Source organism: Streptomyces sp. NPDC058464 (genome assembly GCF_042721035.1).
In the GTDB taxonomy this organism is placed as follows: Bacteria; Actinomycetota; Actinomycetes; order Streptomycetales; family Streptomycetaceae; genus Streptomyces.
In genome coordinates this window covers 37106-59207 of the sequence record NZ_JBHXMA010000012.1, presented here as the reverse complement: position 1 = coordinate 59207, position 22102 = coordinate 37106, and the positions used below count along the sequence as shown (strand labels likewise).

At 71.6% G+C, this 22102-nt stretch carries 17 protein-coding genes and 1 riboswitch; of the genes, 14 read left to right on the top strand and 3 right to left on the bottom strand.

The features are described 5' to 3' along the window. Nucleotides 1-232: 232 nt before the first annotated feature. Nucleotides 233-1051 carry an IclR family transcriptional regulator gene (locus tag ACFWPQ_RS17990; RefSeq protein WP_384035064.1) on the bottom strand — a complete coding sequence of 273 codons (819 nt, stop codon included), beginning with the start codon at nt 1049-1051 and terminating at the stop codon, nt 233-235. A gap of 91 nt (nt 1052-1142) precedes the next feature. Here ACFWPQ_RS17990 and ACFWPQ_RS17985 point away from each other — a divergent pair, with 91 nt between their 5' ends. Continuing rightward, complete coding sequence (locus tag ACFWPQ_RS17985) at nt 1143-2432, top strand: ROK family protein (protein ID WP_384035061.1); 1290 nt, start codon at nt 1143-1145, stop codon at nt 2430-2432. Between the two features lie 4 nt (nt 2433-2436). Here ACFWPQ_RS17985 and ACFWPQ_RS17980 read toward each other — a convergent pair whose 3' ends face one another. Then, the gene (locus tag ACFWPQ_RS17980; protein WP_384035058.1) at nt 2437-3609 is read right to left on the bottom strand and encodes a Gfo/Idh/MocA family protein; all 1173 of its coding nucleotides are present in this window, start codon (nt 3607-3609) and stop codon (nt 2437-2439) included. A gap of 134 nt (nt 3610-3743) precedes the next feature. Between ACFWPQ_RS17980 and ACFWPQ_RS17975 the strand changes: the two genes are divergently transcribed. From ACFWPQ_RS17975 to ACFWPQ_RS17930, 10 genes are all read left to right on the top strand, one after another. Further along, entirely contained in the window at nt 3744-4781 is a 1038-nt protein-coding gene (locus ACFWPQ_RS17975; RefSeq protein ID WP_361303729.1) for a sugar phosphate isomerase/epimerase family protein, read from the top strand. A gap of 80 nt (nt 4782-4861) precedes the next feature. Further along, entirely contained in the window at nt 4862-6175 is a 1314-nt protein-coding gene (locus ACFWPQ_RS17970; RefSeq protein ID WP_384035054.1) for an ROK family transcriptional regulator, read from the top strand. A gap of 266 nt (nt 6176-6441) precedes the next feature. Continuing rightward, nucleotides 6442-7734 carry an MFS transporter gene (locus ACFWPQ_RS17965; RefSeq protein WP_384035052.1) on the top strand — a complete coding sequence of 431 codons (1293 nt, stop codon included), beginning with the start codon at nt 6442-6444 and terminating at the stop codon, nt 7732-7734. Nucleotides 7735-7796: 62 nt separating this feature from the next. After that, complete coding sequence (locus ACFWPQ_RS17960) at nt 7797-8021, top strand: hypothetical protein (RefSeq protein ID WP_384035049.1); 225 nt, start codon at nt 7797-7799, stop codon at nt 8019-8021. Nucleotides 8022-8057: 36 nt separating this feature from the next. Further along, complete coding sequence (locus tag ACFWPQ_RS17955) at nt 8058-9752, top strand: GMC oxidoreductase (protein WP_384035046.1); 1695 nt, start codon at nt 8058-8060, stop codon at nt 9750-9752. Nucleotides 9753-9810: 58 nt separating this feature from the next. Next, nucleotides 9811-10299, top strand: a complete 489-nt coding sequence (locus tag ACFWPQ_RS17950; protein WP_384035043.1) for a DUF6379 domain-containing protein — start codon at nt 9811-9813, stop codon at nt 10297-10299. Then, nucleotides 10296-11420, top strand: coding sequence for a sugar phosphate isomerase/epimerase family protein (locus tag ACFWPQ_RS17945; protein ID WP_384035040.1), 1125 nt, complete (start codon nt 10296-10298; stop codon nt 11418-11420). Before ACFWPQ_RS17950 ends, ACFWPQ_RS17945 begins: the two co-directional genes overlap by 4 nt. Continuing rightward, entirely contained in the window at nt 11417-12622 is a 1206-nt protein-coding gene (locus ACFWPQ_RS17940) for a lactonase family protein (protein WP_384035037.1), read from the top strand. The genes ACFWPQ_RS17945 and ACFWPQ_RS17940 overlap by 4 nt, the downstream gene beginning before the upstream one ends. Before the next feature lie 84 nt (nt 12623-12706). Beyond that, the gene (locus ACFWPQ_RS17935) at nt 12707-13876 is read left to right on the top strand and encodes a citrate synthase (protein ID WP_384035035.1); all 1170 of its coding nucleotides are present in this window, start codon (nt 12707-12709) and stop codon (nt 13874-13876) included. Nucleotides 13877-13959: 83 nt separating this feature from the next. Continuing rightward, on the top strand, nt 13960-15084 hold the full coding sequence (locus ACFWPQ_RS17930) for a CobW family GTP-binding protein (protein ID WP_384035032.1): 1125 nt from the start codon (nt 13960-13962) through the stop codon (nt 15082-15084). On the opposite strand, the gene ACFWPQ_RS17925 is transcribed toward ACFWPQ_RS17930, so the two are convergent. Next, nucleotides 15081-17537: a DNA topoisomerase (ATP-hydrolyzing) subunit A gene (locus ACFWPQ_RS17925; protein WP_384035395.1), complete on the bottom strand. Its 2457-nt coding sequence runs from the start codon at nt 17535-17537 to the stop codon at nt 15081-15083. The genes ACFWPQ_RS17930 and ACFWPQ_RS17925 overlap by 4 nt on opposite strands. Before the next feature lie 278 nt (nt 17538-17815). Between ACFWPQ_RS17925 and ACFWPQ_RS17920 the strand changes: the two genes are divergently transcribed. From ACFWPQ_RS17920 to ACFWPQ_RS17910, 3 genes are all read left to right on the top strand, one after another. Then, nucleotides 17816-19219: a M16 family metallopeptidase gene (locus ACFWPQ_RS17920; RefSeq protein WP_384035030.1), complete on the top strand. Its 1404-nt coding sequence runs from the start codon at nt 17816-17818 to the stop codon at nt 19217-19219. Further along, a complete protein-coding gene (locus tag ACFWPQ_RS17915; protein WP_384035027.1) occupies nt 19216-20604 on the top strand; it encodes a M16 family metallopeptidase in 1389 nt (462 codons plus the stop codon). The genes ACFWPQ_RS17920 and ACFWPQ_RS17915 overlap by 4 nt, the downstream gene beginning before the upstream one ends. Before the next feature lie 191 nt (nt 20605-20795). Then, a riboswitch (cyclic di-AMP (ydaO/yuaA leader) is annotated at nt 20796-20959 on the top strand. Nucleotides 20960-20971: 12 nt separating this feature from the next. Beyond that, complete coding sequence (locus ACFWPQ_RS17910; protein WP_384035025.1) at nt 20972-21727, top strand: M23 family metallopeptidase; 756 nt, start codon at nt 20972-20974, stop codon at nt 21725-21727. Nucleotides 21728-22102: the final 375 nt, after the last annotated feature.

Below are 22102 nucleotides of genomic sequence, written 5' to 3'. Positions count from 1 at the left end.
ACGTGGGGGGACTGCGCAATATGCGGGCGGCGAAATTGTCAACAATCGACGGCCGGTGCTGCCGCTGACAGGAACGCGGGCGAGGTCCGGAGGCCGGCGGCAGCCTCGTTCTCGGGCGCGGCGGCGATGCGCGCCGGCTCAGGAGGCGTCAGAAGCGGCCTGGGTGGAGCAGGAGGCGTCAAGCGGCCTCGGTGGAGCAGGACGCGTCAGAAGGGGCCAGGGACAGGAGGTGTCAGAAGCGGTACGCGCTCATCTCTTTCGTCAGTTCGGCGGCCGCGGCCTTCAGTTGGGTCCCGATCCGTGACTCCCACTCGGCGTCGACCGAGAACTCCGGGCAGACCAGGCCGATACCGGCGAACATGCCCGGTTCCGGCAGGCTGACGGCCACGCCGACGGACAGCACGCCGGGCTCGCTCTCGCCGCGGTTGACGGCGTATCCGGCCGCCCGCGCGGTACGCATCTCCGTCAGCAGACCCGCCACGGTGGAGACGGACCGGTCGGTGACGGCCTGCGGCGGCGCGTCCCGGTACAACTGGCGCAGCTGGTCGTCGGTGAGGGTCGCCAGGAGTGCCTTGCCGACGCCGGTGACGTGGGCGGGCAGCGAGTCCCCGGTGCGCAGGGCCGCCCTGATCGTGCGGCGGCTCTCGACGCCGTCGACGTAGAGGACGTCCCGGCCCCGGGGGAGGGCGAGGTGGGCGGTCATCTCGGTGGCCGCGGCGAGTTCGGTGAGCACCGGCCTGGCCAGGGCCCGGACGTCGAGGGCGCGTACGGCGGCCAGACCGATGTCGATCAGCGCGGCGCCGGGCCGGAAGGAACGCGACGCCGAGTCCTGTCGTACGAAGTCGTAGTAGGACAGCATCGCCATCAGGCGATGTGCGCTGGAGCGGGCGACACCCAGTTCGGCGGCGACGTCGGCGAGGGTCAGGCGGTCGCGCTCACGCAGCAGCAGGAGGATGCGCAGCGTGTTCTCCACCGAGGCGATGGGGTAGGCCGGTGCCGCGCGGTCGCTCAACGGCGGCATCTCGCCGAGCCGGTCGGGTGACGGTTCCATGCGGTCAGCTTCGCACGCGGGGACATGCCGGTGGAGCCCTCCCGCCCCGGCCGTCGGCGACGACAGGTCGCCGGGACCATAAGCTCACTGCATGACCGACCACACCCGTACCCTCTCCCTGGTCCTGAGTCTGATCAGGAGCGGAACGGCCGTGACCAGGCCCGACCTCGGCCGGCAGACCGGGCTGGGCCGGACGATCATCACGCAGCGGGTGGACCACGCGATCCGGGTCGGCCTGGTGGCCGAGGGCGAGCCGGCCCCGTCCACCGGCGGACGGCCCTCCCGCATCCTGCGGATCGCCTCCGGCCGGGGTGTCGTCCTCGGTGCGGTGTTCGGCGCCACCCATCTGAACGCCGCGGTGACCGACCTCGACGGGACCGTGCTCGCCGAGCGGCGGGTGCCGTGGGACATCGAGTCGGGCCCCGAGGCGTCCCTGGTCACGCTGGTCGACGTGGCGGGGCAGCTGCTGAGCCCGGAGCTGCGGGAGCGCCTGTGGGGGGTGTGCGTGGGCGTACCCGGGCCGGTCGACTTCGCGCGCGGGATGCCCGTACAGCCGCCGATCATGGCCGGCTGGCACGGCTTCCCGCTCCGGGACCGGCTCGAAGCCCACTACGACGTGCCGGCCTGGGTCGACAACGACGCCAACCTGATGGCGCTGGGAGCCTGGAGCCGGACCCGGGCGGCCGCGGGCGACAACATCCTGCTCGTCAAGGCGAGCACCGGGATCGGCCTCGGCCTGATGTCCAGGGGACGGCTGCACCGGGGGGCGCGCGGCGCGGCCGGCGACCTCGGGCACACCATCGTCGCGGAGGAGTCCCGTCACCGGTGCCGGTGCGGCAAGTTCGGATGCCTGGAGGCGTTCGCCGGTGGCTGGGCCCTCACCCGGGATGCACGCGCCGCGGCTCTCGAGGGGCGGAGCGCCTTCCTGGCCGAGCGGCTGGAGGGCACGGACGCGCCGCTGGCCGTCACCGACGTGCTCGACGGCTGCCGGGCCGGCGACCGGGTCAGCACGGAACTCGTCACCAGGGCGGGCGAGCTGGTCGGCGGGCAGCTGGCGACGCTCGTCAGTGTCTTCAACCCGTCGACGGTCTACCTCGCCGGTGTGCTGGCCCAGGCGGGCGACGTGTTCCGGGACCCCGTCGCGGAGGTCGTGGCCAGACGATCGCTGCCGCTGGCCACCGACGAACTCGTCATCGCCCGGGTCGACCTCGACCGCGCCGAGGGCGTCGTAGGAGCGGCGGCCCTGGTCGTCGACGAGCTGTTGCACCCCGAGCTGCTCGACCAGTGGCTCCGGCACGGCAGCCCCCGCGGGATCCGCGCACGCACCGGCGACTTCACCGAGCCGCTCCCGCTCGACGTGCCGCTGGCGGGGGCACGGTAGCGGCTCAGGAGCCCTTCTCCGCCGGCCCCCGCCCCGCCGCCGGCACGTCGACCAGCCCCTGCCCCGCCGCCGGCACGTCGACCAGTCCATTTCCCGCCGTCGGCACGTCGACCCAGCCGCCGCCGCGGGCCGAGTCGACGACCGCCCGGGCGATCTCGGCCGCGCGCAGCCCGTCGGCGAAGGACGGCATCCCGGTGACCTGTTCGCCGCGGACCGCCGCGTAGGCGTCGGCGACGAAGTCGGCGAAGGCCTCGTAGTAGCCCTGCGGATGCCCGGACGGCAGGCGGGCCGCCCGTCCGGTGGGGGCCCCGGCCCGGTTCGGATCGCGCAGCAGCACCTCGTTGGCGTCGCGGCCGCCGATCCAGAGCGACTCGGGGGTCTCCTGGCGGAACGCGTAGCTGGCGTCCGGCCCGTCGAAGGAGAACGACAGCGCGTTCTTGTACCCGGCGGAGACCTGGCTGACCACCACCGATCCGATCGCACCGGCGTCGGTCTCGAGGAGTACGACCGCGCCGTCCTCGGTCTCGACGGGGCGCGGGGTGCCGTCCGCTCCGGGCCGGGCCGCGACCGCGCGGGCGAAGGACGCGTTCACCCGGGTGATCCGCTGTCCGGTCACGAACTCGGCGAGATCGCACCAGTGGACGCCGATGTCCCCGAACGCGCGCGTGGCGCCGCCGTCCGCCGGGTCGACCCGCCAGTTGGTGGCCTCCGTGTCGGCGAGCCAGTCCTGCAGATAGCTGCCGTGGATCAGCCAGGGCGGCCGGTGTCCCGGCCGCCGGATGCGGTCACGTGCCTCACGTACGGACGCGTAGTACCGGTACACGAAGGGCACGGCGGTGACCAGCCCGCGCTCCGCCGCCAGTTCGGTGAGTTCGCGTGCGGTCGCGGCGTCGGTGGCCAGCGGTTTCTCGCAGACGACCGGGACACCGGCGGCGAGGGCCGCACGGCAGAACTCCGCGTGCGTGGCGTTGGGTGTGCACACGTGCAGCACGTCCACCCCGTGCCGCAGGACGTCCTCGACCGAGTCGAAGCCCTGGCCGGCCCCGAACTCCGCGGCGGCCCGGCGGCCCTTCTCGGGCGTCGACCCGACCACGCCCACCACCTCGCCGCCCGCCACGAGCGCGGACCGGGTATGCACGGCCCCCATGAAGCCGGTACCGATGACAGCGACGCGCATGCCACACACCTCTTCTCTTCTCGCTCCAGGAGCTAACGCGTGAACAAGTCGAAAAAACGGAGAGTGATGACTCCGGCAACGTCGACTTTTGCTCACCGTAAGCTAAAGTGTCGGAAACGCCAAGGAGGCCGCACATGAACCAGAGCCAGGCACAGAGCCGGGAACCGGCCCGGCAGCCGGTCACCCTCTTCACCGGTCAGTGGGCGGATCTGCCGTTCGAGGAGGTGGCGCGGCTGGCGGGCGAGTGGGGGTACGACGGACTGGAGATCGCGGCCTCCGGCGACCACCTGGACCTGGCCCGCGCCGAGGCCGACCCCGACTACCTTCCGCAGCGCCAGGCCGTCCTGGAGCGGTACGGGCTGAAGGTCTGGGCGATCTCGCACCACCTCGGCGGACAGGCCGTGTGCGACGACCCGATCGACTTCCGGCACCAGGCGATCCTGCGCCCGGAGATCTGGGGCGACGGCGACCCGGAGGGTGTCCGGCAGCGCGCGGCCGAGGACATGAAGCGCGCCGCCAGGGTCGCCCGCAGGCTCGGCGCCGACACCGTCGTCGGGTTCACCGGCTCGAAGATCTGGAAGTACGTGGCGATGTTCCCGCCGGTCTCCCAGGCGGTGATCGACGAGGGGTACGAGGACTTCGCACGCCGCTGGAACCCGATCCTCGACGTCTTCGACGCCGAGGGCGTGCGCTTCGCCCACGAGGTCCACCCGTCCGAGATCGCCTACGACTACTGGACGAGCGAGCGCACCCTCGAGGCGATCGGCCGCCGCCCGGCCTTCGGCTTCAACTGGGACCCCTCGCACATGATCTGGCAGGGCGTCGACCCCGTCGGCTTCATCACGGACTTCGCCGACCGCATCTACCACGTGGACTGCAAGGACACCCGGGTCCGGCCGCCGTACGGGCGCGCCGGGATCCTCGGCTCGCACCTGCCCTGGGGCGACCCGCGCCGGCGCTGGGACTTCGTCTCCGTCGGCCACGGCGACATGCCCTGGGAGGACGCCTTCCGCGCCCTGGCCGCCATCGGCTACGACGGCCCCATCTCCGTGGAGTGGGAGGACGCGGGCATGGACCGGCTGCACGGCGCGGCGGAGGCCGTGGGCCGGATCCGCTCCGCTCTGTGGCCGCTGCCGAAGGCGGCCTTCGACTCGGCGTTCAGCAACCAGTGACCCCACCCGGTCGCCCCCCGCCCGGCGCCGGCCACGGCCGCCCGGTGCGGGGTGCGACCGGCGGGTCGTATCGTCGTCCCGTGGCTCACGGCGAGGATGACAGCGGCACACCGCACGGCAGCGCATCGCACGGTGGCGGCGACGCCAGGTCGGGCAAGTCGGCCAAGTCGGCCAGGCCGGCCAGGTCGGCGTCCGGCGTCCGGCAGGGAAACGTCCGGCGAGTGCTCGACGCCCTGCGCCTGGACGGCCCCTCCTCGCAGGCGGCCCTGGCCCGCCGGACCGAGCTGTCGCCGGCGACGGTGAACGCCATCGTCAAGACGCTGCGCGCGGACGGCGTGGCAGAGGTGCGGCCGGTCAACGGCCGGGAGTCGCTCGTCGCCCTGGTCGCCAGTCACGCCGCCGTCGTCGCCGTGCAGGTGAACGCCGACGCGATGCGTGCCGCGCTCTTCGACTTCGGCGGCCGGGTCCGCCTCGACGCCTCCGTGCCGTTGCCGGGGGAGGGCGGCAGCCCCGCGCTCGTGGTCGACCTGGTGCGCTCCCTGACCGCCGAGGCCGGCCTCGGCCCGCGGGACTTCGCGGGCGTCGCCGTCGGCATGCAGGCGCCCCTCGCCCGCGCCACCGGCACCGTCGCGTCCTGGGCGCGGCTGCAGTTCCCCGAGTGGACGGACCTCCCGGTCGCCAAGACCCTGGAGGACGACCTCGGCATGCCCGTGATCGCGGAGAACGACGCCAACCTCGCCGCCCTGGCCGAGTGGACCTGGGGAGCGGGCCAGGGCGCCGCGGACTTTCTCTACGTCATGTGTGCCGCGGGGGTCGGCGGCGGGCTCGTCATCGACGGCCGGATCTACCGCGGCGGCGACGGCCTGGCCGGCGAGATCGGCCACATCGTCCTGGAACCCGGCGGCCCGGTCTGCTTCTGCGGCAGCCGTGGCTGCCTCACCACGTTCGTGTCCGAGCGGTCGATCCTGCTCGCGCTCGAAGCGTCCGGGAGCTCCCGCGGCAGCCTGCGGGAGGTCGTCGACGGCGCGCGCCGCGGCGACCCCGCCTGCCGCAGGGTGCTGTACGAGGCCGGACGTCATCTGGGCCGGGCCTTCGCCAGCACCGCCAAGCTCATGGCGCCCAGCGTGATCGCCGTCGGCGGGACACTGAGCGAGGCGGGCGCCCTGGTGTTCGACGGCATTCAGTCGTCGGTGGAGATGCACAGCCTTCGTGCCGTGTCCCCGTCGATCCGGGTCTGCCCGGCCCGGCTCGGCGACGACGCGACCCTGTTCGGCGGAGTCGCCGCCGTGCTCGCGGAGACCGGACAGGGTGTCAGCACGCTTCCCGCCTGGGCGAAGCCCTCGAAAGCCGCTCGTCAGCCGCGAATCATTCGAGGTATGAATAATCGCGACTGAAATCGTTGACAAACACTGCGGAAATCATACGATAACCGGGAGCTAGGGCGTCGCGGAGTGCAACAGGCTCCGCCGCGCACCAAGCAGGACGCTTATTGGTAAGCGCGAGACGCGCTCGGCGCGCGGGGCGGCAGGCCCCTGCGGCGCGACAACATCCCCCTTGCGGGCACTGATCGCTGAAAACCACCTGGAAGTCGACTGCGTCGACCCTCCTCACCGGTGGGAAAACGTTCAGAACTCGAATGGTTGTCAAAAGGATCTCAATGATGAGTCACCCGACGAGCTTTGATGAGGCGTCACAGTCGGCCGCACCCTCCCCGGCGGCGGCCGAAGAGTCGCACGGCGGCACCAGGAAGACATTCGTACAGCTCGTCGTGATGATGCTGCTCGAATTCGTGGTCTTCGGCTCCTGGTTCGCCACCTTCGGCCTGGTCCTCGCCACCAACGGCCTGGCCTCCGTCATCGGCACGGCCTACACCCTGGCGGCGGTCGCCGCGATCGTCTCCCCGATGCTGCTCGGCGCCATCGGCGACCGTTTCCTCCCCTCGCAGAAGGGGCTCGGCGCGGCGCATCTGGCGGGCGGCGCCGTGATGCTGACGCTGCCGGCCGTCGTACGCGCCGGCAGCGGCACCCTCGCCCTCACCCTGATCTTCGTCTACATGCTGTTCTTCCAGCCCACCCTCGGCCTGGCGAACGCGATCGCGTTCCGGCACCTCGGCTCGGACAAGCGGCACTTCCCCTACATCCGGGTCTTCGGCACGGTGGGCTGGGTGGTGGCCGGGTTCGCCGTGGGCTGGCTCGGCCTGTCGGCCTCGGTCGGCGTCTTCTACGTGACGGCCGTCGCGAGCTTCGCCCTGGGCCTCTACGCCTTCACGCTGCCGGCCACCCCGCCGCCCGCGCGGGGCGTGCGCTTCGACCTCGGCGACCTGGTGGGAGCCAAGGCGTTCCGGCTGCTGCGGCACCGCAACTTCGCCGTACTGATGGGCTGCGCCGTACTCACCTCCGTCTCGCTCGGCGTCTACAACACCTACGCGTCCACCTACCTCGGAGCCCTCGGGATCGGCAACGTCGCCGGTGTGCTCGCCCTCGGACAGGCCTCCGAGGTCGCCTTCATCGTCACCATCCCGTTCATGCTCAAGCGCTTCGGGATGAAGTGGGCCATCTTCGCCGGCATGTGCATGTGGGGGTTGCGGTTCGTCCTCTTCATCGAGGCGGCGAACAGCGGCAACTGGCTCGCGATCACGGCGATCGTGCTCCAGGGCATCTGCAACGACTTCTTCCTCGTCCTCGCCGCCATGTACATCGGCCAGGTCGCGCCGGTCGAACTCGCCGCCCAGGCCCAGGGGATGCTCATCCTCGTCGTCTCCGGCATCGGAGCCTTCATCGGCTCGTTCGTCTCCGGCGAGATCTACAACGCGACCGTGGGCGCGCACGGCACCCCGGGCGACTGGACGGCCGTCTGGTCCCTGCCCATCGCCACGGCGGCGCTCGCGGCCCTGCTCTGGGGCGTGCTGTTCCGCCAGACCCGCGACCAGGAGGCCGCACCCCTTCCGGCGTGAGGGAAGTCATGCCGGACCGGACGGGAACAGACCAGCGAGCGGAGAGGAAACAGGTGGAGACCATGCGGCAGCCAGTCGACGCCTCGGACCGCAAGCCGCCGCGCACGGGACCCCGTCCGGTCCCGGCGCCCGCCCTCGGCGCCTGGGAACGCAGCAGACGGCTCGGCCTGCGCGAGGTCCGCGGCCCGACGGCGACCACCGCCGTCGCCGTCCATGCGGAGCCGCCCGGCGGGCGGACCGCGATCTCGCAGCAGAGAGAGCTGAAGCACTGTGCACAGGACACATGACATCCACGACGTGACAGCCGAAGGCGGGTGCCGGGCATGACCTCCCTCGACAAGCGCTACGACGCCCTGGTCGTCGGCTCCGGCGCGGCCGGCAGCATCGCCGTCAAGGAGCTGACCGAGCGGGGCCTGGAGGTGCTCCTCCTGGAGGCCGGCCGCGACATCGGCGAGGCCGACTTCACCCCGGCGCCCCCGTCCGCGCCCAAGGCGATGAGCATCGGCCTCGGCGGCCGTCTCCGCTCCGGCCTGCGGGGGCAGTACATCCAGGCCCGCCGGGCCATGTTCAAGGACCAGACCAGCCCGTTCCTCGTCAACGACTGGCAGCACCCGTACGCCTCGGACAGCGAGTTCCTCTGGATCCGGGGCCGTCAGCTCGGCGGCCGCCTGCACGCCTACGGACGCGTGCTGCTGCGCTCCTCCGACCACGAGTTCAAGGCCGCGTCACGCGACGGGCACGGCGAGGACTGGCCCTTCTCCTACGCGGACCTCGCCCCGTACTACGACCGGGTCGAGGAGTTCACGGGCCTCTACGGCACCGCCGACGGGCTGCCCAACCTCCCGGACGGCAGCTACCGCGGGCCGTCTCCGCTGACCACGGCGGAGAAGGAGTTCAAGGCCACGGTCGAGGGCCGCTGGGCGAACCGCCACGTCGTACCGTGGCGCTACGCGGCCCCCAACCTGCACCGGGTCCCGCTAGGGATCGTCGCGGCCCGCGCGACGGGACGGCTGACCACGCGCACGGACGCGATCGTGCACAAGATCACGATCAATTCGAAGACGGGCCTCGCGGACGGTGCGGTCTTCATCGACCGGAACACCAGGACCGAGCACCGCGTCCGCGCGGACGTCGTGGTGATGTGCGCGTCGGCCATCGAGACGGTCCGGCTGCTGCTCAACTCCGGCGGCACCGCGCACCCGACCGGTCTGGCCAACTCCTCCGGTCTGCTGGGCCGCTACTTCATGGACCAGACCCCCAGCCTGCTGTTCGGCGACGATCCGCACCACCCCGGGGCCGAGGCGCCGGAGGACCCCGCTCCGCCGGACCCGTACTACCCGCCGATCGGCGGCGTCTACATCCCGCACTTCGACAACGTCGACGCGAAGACCGCCAACCCCGCGTTCGCCCGCGGCTGGTCGGTGCAGGGCACGATAGGCCGGATGCCCGTCCCGGAGGGCGCCGGCGGTGTCGTCGGCCTGATGGGGTTCGGCGAGATGCTGCCCTACTACGACAACCGCATCACGCTGCACGCGCGCCGCACCGACGCCTGGGGCATCCCCATCCCACGGATCCATCTCGCGATCACGGACAACGAGCGGGCCCTCATGCGCGCCCAGGTCCGGGGCCTGCGCGAGATGGCCGAGGCGAGCGGCTACCGGGTCAACTTCGCGGCCTCCGCACTCGGCCTGGACTCGAAGAAGATCTGGCCCGACGCCGACCCGGTCAGCCGGGCGATCTTCCGGCTCGGGATCAGGCGGAGCCTCGCGATGGGCGCCGCGATCCACGAGTGCGGCGGCGCCCGGATGGGCGACGACCCGGCCAAGTCCGTCCTCAACGCACACAACCAGGCCTGGGACGTCCCCAACCTCTTCGCCACGGACGCCAGTTGCTACGTGTCGAACGGGGGGGTCGGCCCGACGCTGACGATCATGGCCCTCACCGCACGCGCCTGCGAGTACATCGCCCGCGAGCACGCGGACGGATCGCTCCACCGCCACAGCCACGGCCACCGCTGACCGAGCCGTCTGCGATCACCGGCCTCTGACCACCCCGCGATCCCACCTGGTGCAAGGAATGTTCGAGAACTTCTTGATCCGCCCCGACAGCCTGCGCAACGAGGTCCGCGACGGCCGGACGGTGGGCTTCACGCTCGCCGTCCGCCACGCGAACTACCGCGGCTGCTACCTCTCCCTCCACAACGGCTACTACGTCGAGGTCGACGGGACCGAGTACCCCACGACCGCCCAGACCTTCGAGATCAACGCCCGGCCGCCCCGGACCTTCGACGAGATCCGCACCGCCGTCCACGAACACTGGGACTACGACGACGAGGCGATCCTGCACGTCGCCGCCCCCGGCGGACTCGCCCCCGGCGAGCACCGGGTCCGCTTCCAGCAGTCCGTCCTGGCCGCCTACGGCTACCTGCCCACCGACGAGGAATGGGTGAAGCACCCGCCGAAGCCGGGTTCCGGAGCGGGCTCCGACAAGGCCCCGGACATCGTCGCCTACGCCCTCACCCTGACCGAGCCGACCGAGCCGACCGAGCTGGAGAAGACCCGATGACCATCCAGCGCGGGGTGTCCCTCTACAGCTATCAGCAGTCCCAGTTCTTCAAGGAACTCACTCTCGAGGACCAGATCCGCGAGGTCGGCCGGAACCTCGGCGGCGCCGACGGCATCGAGCTCGTCGACGAGATGTCCCTGCGCTACCCGGACCCGGGCGAGGACTTCCGGCGCGCGTGGTTCGGGTGGATGGAGACCTACGGCACCAGGCCCGTCGCCATGGACGTCGGCATGGACGTCCTGCAGTTCCGCGACCACGTCATGACCTACGAGGAGTGCGCCGACCGGCTGCGCCACGACATCCGGCTCGCCAAGTCCCTCGGCTTCGCCAACGTGCGGGTGCTGTCCGTCGTCCCCGTCGAGATCCTCGTCTCGGCCCTGCCGCTCGCCGAACAGCTCGACATCCGGCTCGGCAAGGAGATCCACCAGCCCATGAGGCTGGAGGGCCCCGAGGTCGGCGACATCCTCGACATCGTCGAACGCACCGGTACCAGGCACCTCGGCATCGTGCCCGACCTGGGGATCTTCCAGTTCCGTCCCTCGGAGGTCCTGCTGGCGTGGCTGGAACGCCGAGGTGCCCGGCCCACGGCCTCCCAGGCGTCGGTCGACCTCGCCCTGGACATCCACCGGGGCGAGGCCCCCTTCGACCTGACGGCGGTCCACCGCCACACCGCCGGCAACCTGCGCTCCGACTTCAACCGGTTCCTGACCACGGGGGAGTGCGAGCCGGAGTTCCGGGAGGTGTTCGACGGGGTCGCACGGTATGCCCAGGACCGCGTGCAGGACCCCGGGGACATCGACTACCGGACCGTGGCCGAGGCGCTGATGCTCTCCCGGACCTCCGCCGAGACGCTCCGTCAGATCGCCCCCCATGTCATCCATGTGCACGGCAAGTTCAACAACATGTCCGAGATCCCCGGCCGCCCCGGCCAGTACCAGGACATCGCCATCGACTACGACGCCGCGATCGGCGCCCTGAAAGCCGGCGGCTTCGACGGCTACGTCAACTCCGAGTACGAGGGACAGCGTTACTCCCAGGACCGGGGCCGGGAAGACCTGATGGACGAGGTGGACCAGGTCCGCCGCCACCAGGAGATGTTGCGGAGGCTGCTGGCCGCATGAGTACCACGGAACCGACACCTCGCCTCGTCGCCTGCGTCGGCGGCTACGGCAGCTCCTCCGACGCCGGCGCGGGCGGCATCACCGTGCTCGCCGTGAGCCCGGACGGCGGAAAGCTCACGCCGCTGAGCAGGGTCGCCGAACCCCGGGAAGCCGGCTACCTCGCGTACTCCCCGTCGACCCGGACGCTGTACGCGGTCGACGAACGCAAGAACGACGGCCGTGGCCCGGTCGAGCCGCCCGCCAGCGTGCACGCCCTGTCCGTGTCCGCCCGGGACGGCCGCCTCACCTGGCTCAACTCCCGCCCCGCGCCCGGCCCCCGGCCCACCTACCTCGCACTCGACGAGCACCGGGGCGTCCTCGTGACCGCCAACCACGGAGACTTCGACCACGTCGAACACGTCTTCCGCGCGGACGACGGCACCTGGACCGTGGGATATCTCTACGACGACTCGACCGTGCTGCTCTACGGCCTGGAACCGGACGGCCGGATCGGCGAGCTCCGGGACGTACGGGTGCTGCCCGGCCACGGCCCGGACCCGAACTCCTCGCCGCAGGCCGGCGGACACGCCCAGTCGAGCGCTCACGCGCACTGCGCGGTCATCGACCCCTCGGGCCGGTACGTGCTGGTGGCGGACAAGGGCACCGACCGCATCCTGGTCCACGCGCTCGGCGACACGCTCGACCTCGTGCACACGTACACGTGCCCGCCGGAGACCGGCCCCCGGCACATCGCCTTCGACCCCCTCTCCGACCGGGCCTACGTCACCTGCGAGTTCTCGTCCGCCCTGGCGTCGTTCGCGTTCGACCGGGAGTCGGGCCGGCTACGCCCGCTGGACCGGATTCCGACCGTCGCGCCGGACCACCGGGGCCCGAACGAGCCGGCCGAGGTACGGGTCCACCCGAACGGCAGGTTCGTCTACGTCAACAACCGCGGGGAGGACTCCGTCGCCTGGTTCCGGGTCGCCGACGACGGCACGCTCACCCGCGCGGGAGACGTCCGCATCGCCCGCTCCCTCCACCCGGGCGTCGCGGCCCGCAGCTTCACCTTCGATCCGTCGGGCACGTTCCTGCTCGTGGCCGACCGACCGGCCGACCTGGTGCGCTCGTACGCGGTCGACGGAGACGACGGGTCGCTGTCCCCGCTGACGGAGACGCGTGTCCCGCAACCGGCGTTCATCGTGTTCGCGGAGCTGACGGGGTGATAGATTGATTCAATCAATATTGACAGCCGTATCGTCAATGATGGACAGTCGAATCAAGTTCAAGGAGGAAAGCGGAGGCAGGTCATGACCGTCAACAGGAGTGCGTCGGCCCTTGTCGAGGTGCCGCGCGGGCTCGCCGGCGTCGTCGTCACGGACACCGAGGTCGGCGACGTCCGGGGCAGCGAGGGCTTCTACCACTACCGCCAGTACTCGGCGGTCGAACTCGCCCGCACCCGTGGCTTCGAGGACGTCTGGCACCTCCTGATCCACGGCGAACTGCCGGACCCTGAGCGCGCGGCCGCCTTCGCCGCCGAGACCGCCGCGCTCCGGCGCCTGCCCGCCGAGGTCCGGGCGGCCCTGCCCGCGGTGGCCGCGGCGAGCGGCACGTCCGGCCCGCTGGCCGGCCTGCGCACCGCCCTCTCGCTGCTCGGCGCGGCCCAGGGGTTCCGGCCGGTGTACGACATCGACGCGGACCGGCGCCGCGCCGACACGGTCGCCGCCTGCGCGGCCGTACCGACCCTGCTCACGGCGCTGTACCGGCTGGGGCAGGGGCTCGACCCGGTGGAACCGCGCGAGGACCTGTCGTACGCGGCCAACTACCTCTACATGTTGACGGGCGTGGAACCGGAACCCCGGCAGGCGCGTGCGGTCGAGCAATACCTGATCTCCACCATTGATCATGGATTCAATGCATCGACGTTCACCGCACGCGTCATCGCGTCGACGGGCGCGGATGTCGCGGCCTGCCTCGTGGGTGCCGTCGGCGCCCTGTCCGGGCCGTTGCACGGGGGTGCGCCGAGCCGTGCGCTGGACACCCTGGACGCGATCGCGACGCCCGACCGGATCGACCCGTGGATCCGCGCGCGGGTCCTCGCCGGTGACCGGGTGATGGGCTTCGGGCACGCGGTCTACCGCACGGAGGACCCCCGTTCCCGGATGCTCCGCGAGATCGCCCAGGACTTCGGCGGCGAGCGGGTCGAGTTCGCCGTGGAGGTCGAACGCCACGTCGAGCGGATCCTCGCCGAGCTGAAGCCCGGCCGCGAACTCCACACCAACGTCGAGTTCTACGCGGGCGTGGTCATGGAACTCTGCGGCCTGCCCCGCGAGATGTTCACCCCCACGTTCGCGGCGGCCCGCGCGATCGGCTGGAGCGCCAACATCCTGGAACAGGCGACGGACTCGAAGATCATCCGACCGGTGGCCCGGTATGTGGGACCGGAGCCGGGGGCGGCCGACGCCGTCATCGCGTCGTAGCCGGAACGGGTCGCGGTGTCCGGTCCGGAGGTTTCCTATCCTGGACCGGCCCGCCACCCCCGCCCGTGCGAAAGAGGCCCCCGTTGGAGCACCGCCCCACCCCCCGGCAGATCCCGGTAGTCGTCCTCGCCGGATTCCTGGGGTCCGGGAAGACCACGCTCCTCAACCACCTGCTGCACCGCAGCGGAGGCAGCCGGATCGGGGCGATCGTCAACGACTTCGGGGCCATCGAGATCGACGCGATGGCCGTGGCCGGGGCCCTCGGCGACTCGACCGTCTCGCTCGGCAACGGTTGCCTGTGCTGTGCCGTCGACGCCAGTGAACTGGACGTCTACCTGGAGCGGCTCGCGGGCCCCGGCACCGGCGTCGACGTCGTCGTCATCGAGGCGAGCGGTCTCGCCGAACCCCAGGAACTCGTCCGGATGCTGCTCGCCAGCGAGCATCCCGGGATCGTCTACGGCGGCCTCGTCGAGGTCGTCGACGCCGCGGAGTTCGACGGCACGCGCGCGAAGCACCCCGAGATCGACCGGCACCTAGCCCTGGCCGACCTAGTCGTCGTCAACAAACTCGACCGGGCCGCGGAGGGCGGCGAGCGCGTCCTCGGGCTCGTGCGGTCGCTCAGCGACCGGGGGGCCGCCGTCGTCCCGGCGACCTACGGCCGCATCGACCCCGGGTTCCTGTTCGACTGCCGCCCCGGTGAGGAGCGCATCGGACAGCTGTCCTTCGACGACCTGCACGACCGTCACGACGACGACCGGCACGACGACGACCTGCACGACGGCGGCACGCACGACCGTCACCACGACGGCGCGCACGAAGGACATCTGCACACCGCCTACGACAGCCTGTCCTTCACCGCCGCGCTGCCCCTGGACCCCCGGCGGTTGATGGCCTTCCTCGACAGCCGCCCCGAGGGGCTCTACCGGATCAAGGGGTACGTCGACCTGGGGCCGTACGACACGGCCAACCGGTACGCCGTGCATGCCGTGGGGCGGTTCCTGCGCTTCTACCCGGAGGCCTGGGGGAGCGAGGAGGAGCGGCTCACGCAGCTCGTGCTGATCGGCTCCGGCATCGACACGGCCGCGCTCCGCAAGGAGCTGGAGGCGTGTACGAACGACGCCCCACACGCCGACGAGCACGGCATGTGGGGCGTCCTGCGGTACGTACAGGGTCTGGAGGAGGGTCCCGAGGGGGACTACGCGGACTAGACCGGGCCCGCCGTCACCGACACCGTCTTCGGCAGCGAGACGCCGGAGCCGTCGCGGCGCGGGTCGAGCTCCGGGAGCTCTGCCGGGGAGCCGTCCTTCTGGGCCGCCTTCGCCGGGATCGGGCCCGCCCAGGCGAAGGACAGGCAGTCCTCGCCCTTCAGGAACCGCTGGCAGCGCACGCCGCCGGTGGCGCGGCCCTTGCGCGGGTACTGGTCGAACGGGGTCAGCTTGGCCGTCGTCTGGACCGAGTCGTCGAGCGTGCCGCGCGAGCCGGCCACCGTGAAGACCACCGCGTCGGCTGCCGGGTCGACCGCGGTGAAGGAGATGACCTTCGCGCCCTCCGTGAGCTTGATGCCCGCCATGCCGCCCGCCGGACGGCCCTGCGGCCGCACCTGGGAGGCCTGGTAGCGCAGCAGCTGCGCGTCGTCCGTGATGAAGACCAGGTCCTCCTCGCCGGTGCGCAGTTCCACCGCGCCGACGATCCGGTCGCCCTCCTTGAGGGTGATGACCTCCAACTCGTCCTTGTTGGACGGGTAGTCGGGCACCACGCGCTTCACGACGCCCTGTTCGGTGCCCAACGCCAGGCCGGGCGAGGACTCGTCCAGCGTGGTCAGGCAGACCACCGACTCGCCGTCCTCCAGGGAGAGGAACTCGGAGAGCGGCGCGCCGCCCGCGAGGTTCGGGGCGGTCGCCGTGTCGGGGAGCTGCGGGAGGTCGACGACGTTGACGCGCAGCAGGCGGCCCGTCGAGGTCACCGCTCCGACCTCGCCGCGCGCGGTCGCGGGGACCGCGGAGACGATCACGTCGTGCTTGGCGCGCCTGCCGTCGGTGTCCGCCGGGAACGGCTCGCCGTTCGTCGTGCGCGCCAGCAGGCCCGTCGAGGACAGCAGCACCCGGCACGGGTCGTCGGCCACCTGGAGCGGCACCACGGCCGCCACGGCGCCGGACGCCTCCAGCAGGACCGTGCGCCGCTCGGTGCCGAACTTCTTGGCGACCGCCGCCAGTTCGGCCGAGACCAGCTTGCGCAGCTCCGCGTCCGACTCCAGGATCCGGGTCAGCTCGGCGATCTCCGCGGTGAGCTTCTCCTTCTCCGCCTCCAGCTCGATGCGGTCGTACTTGGTGAGACGGCGGAGCGGGGTGTCCAGGATGTACTGCGTCTGGATCTCCGACAGCGAGAAGCGCTCCATCAGACGCTGCTTGGCGTCCGCGCTGTTCTCGCTGGAGCGGATCAGCCGGATGACCTCGTCGATGTCGACGAGGGCCGTGATCAGGCCCTCCACCAGGTGCAGCCGGTCGCGGCGCTTGGTGCGGCGGAACTCGCTGCGCCGGCGGACCACCTCGAAGCGGTGGTCCAGGTAGACCTCGAGGAGCTCCTTCAGACCCAGCGTGAGCGGCTGGCCGTCCACCAGCGCCACGTTGTTGATGCCGAAGGACTCCTCCATCGGCGTCAGCTTGTAGAGCTGCTCCAGCACTGCCTCGGGCACGAAACCGTTCTTGATCTCGACGACCAGACGCAGCCCGTGCTCGCGGTCGGTGAGGTCCTTGACGTCGGCGATGCCCTGCAGCTTCTTGGCGTTGACCAGGTCCTTGATCTTGCCGATGACCTTCTCGGGGCCGACCGTGAACGGCAGTTCGGTGATGACCAGGCCCTTGCGGCGGGCCGTCACCGTCTCCACCGCCACCGTGGCCCGGATCTTGAAGGTGCCGCGGCCCGTCTCGTACGCGTCCCGGACGCCCTCCAGGCCGACGATCCGGCCGCCGGTGGGCAGGTCGGGACCCGGGACGTGCTTCATCAGCGTCTCCAGGTCCGCGTTCGGGTAGCGGATCAGGTGGCGCGCGGCCGAGATCACCTCGCCGAGGTTGTGCGGCGGCATGTTCGTCGCCATGCCGACGGCGATGCCCGACGAGCCGTTCACCAGCAGGTTCGGGAACGCGGCCGGCAGCGCCACCGGCTCCTGCTCCTGGCCGTCGTAGTTGGGCGCGAAGTCGACCGTGTCCTCGTCGATCGACTCGGTCATCAGGCTCGTCGCCTCGGCCATCCGGCACTCGGTGTACCGCATGGCGGCCGGCGGGTCGTCGTTGCCCAGCGAACCGAAGTTGCCGTGGCCGTCGACCAGCGGGACGCGCATCGAGAACGGCTGGGCCATGCGCACCAGCGCGTCGTAGATCGACGCGTCGCCGTGCGGGTGCAGCTTGCCCATCACCTCGCCGACCACGCGCGCGCACTTCACGTAGGCGCGGTCGGGGCGCACGCCCATCTCGTTCATCTGGTAGACGATCCGCCGGTGCACCGGCTTGAGGCCGTCGCGGGCGTCCGGCAGGGCGCGCGAGTAGATGACCGAGTACGCGTACTCGAGGTAGGAGCCGCGCATCTCGTCCACGACGTCGATGTCGAGGATTCTCTCCTCGAACGAGTCGTCGGGCGGCGGGGTCTTCGTGCTGCGGCGGGCCATCGCTGCCGGCTCCTTGCTCATGCGTGAACGGATCTGACGCTGACCATTGTGGACCGCGGCACTGACAACCCGGGCCAGGGCCCGGTCGCCGCGAACCGCCCCGGTGCCGGAAGCCGTCACGGGGCGGGTGGGACGCAGGCTACGCGATCCGCCCGGGCGATCCGCTCTGGGCGTACGTCGTGCGGGAACTTCGCCGGGTCCCCGCGCGCTTGCATACAGTGGCAGGACCGGCAGAAAAACCGCGGTTCGAGACCGCTTCCGCGAGCGAAGGGACGTACATGCCCATGGGTCACACGACCACGGCCGAGACAGGCTCCGGAGGCCTGGCAGCGACCGAGCACCGCTTGGCCAACGGTCTGCGCGTGGTGCTCTCCGAGGACCACCTGACCCCGGTCGCGGCGGTCTGCCTCTGGTACGACGTCGGTTCCCGGCACGAAGTCAAGGGCCGTACCGGTCTGGCTCACCTTTTCGAGCACCTGATGTTCCAGGGCTCCGCCCAGGTGAAGGGCAACGGCCACTTCGAGCTCGTCCAGGGCGCCGGCGGCTCGCTCAACGGCACCACCAGCTTCGAGCGCACCAACTACTTCGAGACCATGCCCGCCCACCAGCTGGAGCTCGCCCTCTGGCTGGAGGCCGACCGGATGGGCTCCCTGCTCGCCGCCCTGGACGACGAGTCGATGGAGAACCAGCGGGACGTCGTCAAGAACGAGCGCCGCCAGCGCTACGACAACGTGCCCTACGGCACGGCGTTCGAGAAGCTGACCGCGCTCGCCTACCCGGAGGGGCACCCCTACCACCACACGCCGATCGGCTCGATGGCGGACCTGGACGCGGCCACCCTGGAGGACGCGCGGGCGTTCTTCCGCACCTACTACGCGCCCAACAACGCGGTCCTGTCGGTCGTCGGCGACATCGACCCGGAGCAGACCCTCGCCTGGGTCGAGAAGTACTTCGGTTCCATCCCGGCGCACGACGGCAAGCCGACTCCCCGCGACGGCTCGCTGCCCGACATCATGGGCGGACAGCTGCGCGAGGTCGTCGTGGAGGAGGTTCCGGCGCGGGCGCTGATGGCCGCCTACCGGCTCCCGGAGGACGGCACGCGCGTGTCCGACGCGGCCGACCTGGCGCTCACCGTCCTCGGCGGCGGCGAGTCCTCCCGCCTCTACAACCGCCTGGTACGGCGCGACCGTACGGCCGTCGCCGCCGGCTTCGGCCTGCTGCGGCTGGCCGGGGCGCCCTCCCTGGGCTGGCTCGACGTGAAGACCTCCGGTGACGTCGAGGTACCGGTGATCGAGACCGCCATCGACGAGGAGCTCGCCCGGTTCGCCGAGGAGGGCCCGACTCCCGAGGAAATGGAGCGCGCCCAGGCCCAGTTGGAACGCGAGTGGCTGGACCGGCTGGGCACCGTCGCGGGCCGCGCGGACGAACTGTGCCGCTTCGCCGTCCTGTTCGGCGATCCGCAGCTCGCCCTGACCGCCGTCCAGCGCGTCCTGACGGTCACCGCCGAGGAGGTCCAGGAGGTGGCCAAGGCCCGGCTGCGTCCCGACAACCGTGCGGTGCTCGTCTACGAGCCGCTGTCCGCGGAGTCCGCCGAGCACACCCAGGAGGCGGGGCGCGGCGAGGACCCGGAGCAGGAAGCCACCGTAGAGGCCGGCAACGAGAACGAGGAGACGGCCAAGTGACCGAGCTCGCCACCATGGACTTCCACCCCCAGCCACAGCCGGGCGAGGCCAAGCCCTGGGCCTTCCCGGCTCCCGAGCGCGGCACCCTGGACAACGGCCTGACCGTGCTGCGCTGCCACCGCCCGGGCCAGCAGGTCGTCGCCGTCGAGGTGCTCCTGGACGCGCCCCTGGACGCCGAACCGGCCGGCCTGGACGGCGTCGCCACCATCATGGCGCGCGCCTTCTCCGAGGGCACCGACAAGCACTCCGCCGAGGAGTACGCCGCCGAGCTCGAGCGGGCCGGCGCCACCCTCGACGCGCACGCCGACCACCCCGGCGTCCGGATCAGCCTGGAGGTCCCGGCCTCCCGGCTCGCCAAGGGCCTCGGGCTGCTGTCCGACGCGCTCAGGGCGCCGGCCTTCGCCGACAGCGAGGTCGAGCGGCTGGTCCGCAACCGCCTCGACGAGATCCCGCACGAGCTGGCCAACCCCAGCCGCCGGGCCGCCAAGCAGCTCTACAAGGAGCTCTTCCCGGCCACCGCGCGGATCTCCCGCCCGCGCCAGGGCACCGAGGACACCGTCGAGAAGATCGACGCGGCCGCCGTCCGCGCCTTCTACGACCGGCACGTGCGCCCGGCCACGGCCACCGCGGTCGTCGTCGGCGACCTGACCGGCATCGACCTGGACGAGCTGCTCGGCGAGACCCTGGGCGCCTGGCGCGCCGCCACCGGGCAGCCCCGCCCGGTCCCGTCCGTGACCGCCGACGACACCGGCCGGGTCGTCATCGTGGACCGCCCGGGCGCCGTGCAGACCCAGTTGCTCATCGGCCGGGTCGGCTCGGACCGGCACGACCGTGTCTGGCCCGCCCAGGTGCTCGGCACCTACTGCCTGGGCGGCACCCTCACCTCCCGCCTGGACCGCGTCCTGCGCGAGGAGAAGGGCTACACCTACGGCGTCCGCTCCTTCGGGCAGGTCCTGCGGTCCGCCCCGGACGGCACCGGTGTCTCGATGCTCGCCATCAGCGGCTCCGTGGACACCCCGAACACCGGTCCGGCCCTGTCGGACCTGTGGACGGTGCTGCGCACGCTCGCCGCCGGCGGCCTCACGGACGCCGAGCGCGACGTGGCCGTGCAGAACCTCGTCGGGGTGGCGCCGCTCAAGTACGAGACGGCGGCGGCCGTCGCGGGCACCCTGGCCGACCAGGTCGAGCAGTACCTGCCCGACGACTTCCAGGCCACGCTGTACCGGCAACTGGCCGCCACCGGCACCGTGGAGGCCACCGCGGCGGTCGTGAACGCCTTCCCGGTGGACCGCCTGGTGACCGTCCTCGTCGGGGACGCGGCGCAGATCAAGGAGCCCGTCGAGGCCCTCGGCATCGGCGAAGTCACGGTCGTCGCCGCGGAGTAGGGCGCCCGCGGGTGAGGAGCCCTGGTGACCGTCGGGTCATCAGGGCTCTCGCATGTCCGAATTGAGGTGGAGGTTGCCTGTCTGCCCTGTGGGATGCGCTACAAAAACCGCGTTCCGTTTGGGCGGGGGGAGAGCGGCCTCGTAGGTTCTTCCGGGCTGTCCGTCAGGCAGTGCGCCGCATCCGCGGCACCGGACAGTCATCGCCGAGTCCCCGCATGGCGCGAGCCAGGGGAGCCGGGGACCCACGCAGTCCCTGGGGTGAATCGGGCGCCCGCGCGTGTCGCGAGGGGGCCCGTAGGAGACCTTCCTGCTCCGAACCCGTCAGCTAACCCGGTAGGCGAGAGGGAAGGAAAGGACCAGCCTCTACATGGCGTTCATGTGCGCCTCCGGGAAGCACCGTCGTCCCGGCCGGGTGAAGCGCACCACCGCGCAGGCCGCCGGTATCGCGGCCCTCACCACCACCGGTGTCATCGGCACCGTCTCCGCCGCCCCGGCGCTCGCCGCCGAGAACTCCGTCGAGCAGACCGGCCTCACCCCGGTCATCACGCTCAGCGACTCGGTCGTCGAGCAGATCGACGCCCAGGCCGCCGCCCAGCAGGCCGCCGCCGACCGCAAGGCCGCCGAGGAGGCCGCCCGCAAGGAGGCCGCCGCCGAGGCCAAGAAGGAGCACGAGGCCAAGGTGCGGGCGGCCCGCGCGGCCGAGCGCAAGCGCCTCAACACCTTCGTCGTGCCGATCAGCGACTCCTACGTCTCCACCGGCTACAAGACCGGCGGCTCCCTGTGGTCCTCCGGCTCCCACACGGGCATCGACTTCCACGCCGCCAGCGGCACGGTCGTCCACGCCGTCGGCACCGGCACGGTCGTCTCCACCGGCTGGGGCGGGGCGTACGGCAACGAGATCGTCATCAAGATGGCCGACGGCATGTACACCCAGTACGGCCACCTCTCCTCCATCGGCGTCTCGGTGGGCCAGAAGGTCACCCCCGGCCAGCAGATCGGCCTCTCCGGTTCGACCGGCAACACCACCGGCCCCCACCTCCACTTCGAGGCCCGCACCACCCCGGACTACGGCTCCGACGTCGACCCGGTCGCCTACCTCCGCAAGCACGGCGTGAACGTCTGAGGGAGCTGGACGCGGGTCCGGCGCCGAGACCGACGCGGGGGTTGCGGTGCGTGCGCCGGGCGCGGGTGCGTGGGGGGTGCTCGCGCAGTTCCCCGCGCCCCTGAAGGGGCGCTGTGCTTGGCGCCCCTTAAAGGGGCGCGGGGCTGTATCCGATGTGCGGCTACCGCCGCGTGAGCGCGACCAGCCACGACGCACCCGCACCTGTCCGGCGACGACAACCCGCGAGATCTTCCGGAGCCCCGGCCCCCGTGCCGGGGCTTTCGTCGTTTTCGTGCACCCGATGTCCAAAATATATCCCTGGATTCCGGCCCGCCGTCGGAAATTCCGGCTCATTGCAATAGAGTCACGGAACGGGCGCCACTCGGAGGCGTTTCA

What these genes read in the sequence shown, in the direction of transcription:
- ACFWPQ_RS17980 (WP_384035058.1), bottom strand. Translation starts at nt 3,609, where the DNA reads ATGCGCGTCGCTGTCATCGGTACCGGCTTCATGGGGGCCGTGCATACC.
- ACFWPQ_RS17935 (WP_384035035.1), top strand. Translation starts at nt 12,707, where the DNA reads ATGACCGTCAACAGGAGTGCGTCGGCCCTTGTCGAGGTGCCGCGCGGG.
- ACFWPQ_RS17940 (WP_384035037.1), top strand. Translation starts at nt 11,417, where the DNA reads ATGAGTACCACGGAACCGACACCTCGCCTCGTCGCCTGCGTCGGCGGC.
- ACFWPQ_RS17990 (WP_384035064.1), bottom strand. Translation starts at nt 1,051, where the DNA reads ATGGAACCGTCACCCGACCGGCTCGGCGAGATGCCGCCGTTGAGCGAC.
- ACFWPQ_RS17950 (WP_384035043.1), top strand. Translation starts at nt 9,811, where the DNA reads ATGTTCGAGAACTTCTTGATCCGCCCCGACAGCCTGCGCAACGAGGTC.
- ACFWPQ_RS17965 (WP_384035052.1), top strand. Translation starts at nt 6,442, where the DNA reads ATGAGTCACCCGACGAGCTTTGATGAGGCGTCACAGTCGGCCGCACCC.
- ACFWPQ_RS17955 (WP_384035046.1), top strand. Translation starts at nt 8,058, where the DNA reads ATGACCTCCCTCGACAAGCGCTACGACGCCCTGGTCGTCGGCTCCGGC.
- ACFWPQ_RS17985 (WP_384035061.1), top strand. Translation starts at nt 1,143, where the DNA reads ATGACCGACCACACCCGTACCCTCTCCCTGGTCCTGAGTCTGATCAGG.
- ACFWPQ_RS17945 (WP_384035040.1), top strand. Translation starts at nt 10,296, where the DNA reads ATGACCATCCAGCGCGGGGTGTCCCTCTACAGCTATCAGCAGTCCCAG.
- ACFWPQ_RS17910 (WP_384035025.1), top strand. Translation starts at nt 20,972, where the DNA reads ATGGCGTTCATGTGCGCCTCCGGGAAGCACCGTCGTCCCGGCCGGGTG.
- ACFWPQ_RS17920 (WP_384035030.1), top strand. Translation starts at nt 17,816, where the DNA reads ATGCCCATGGGTCACACGACCACGGCCGAGACAGGCTCCGGAGGCCTG.
- ACFWPQ_RS17975 (WP_361303729.1), top strand. Translation starts at nt 3,744, where the DNA reads ATGAACCAGAGCCAGGCACAGAGCCGGGAACCGGCCCGGCAGCCGGTC.
- ACFWPQ_RS17925 (WP_384035395.1), bottom strand. Translation starts at nt 17,537, where the DNA reads ATGGCCCGCCGCAGCACGAAGACCCCGCCGCCCGACGACTCGTTCGAG.
- ACFWPQ_RS17960 (WP_384035049.1), top strand. Translation starts at nt 7,797, where the DNA reads ATGCGGCAGCCAGTCGACGCCTCGGACCGCAAGCCGCCGCGCACGGGA.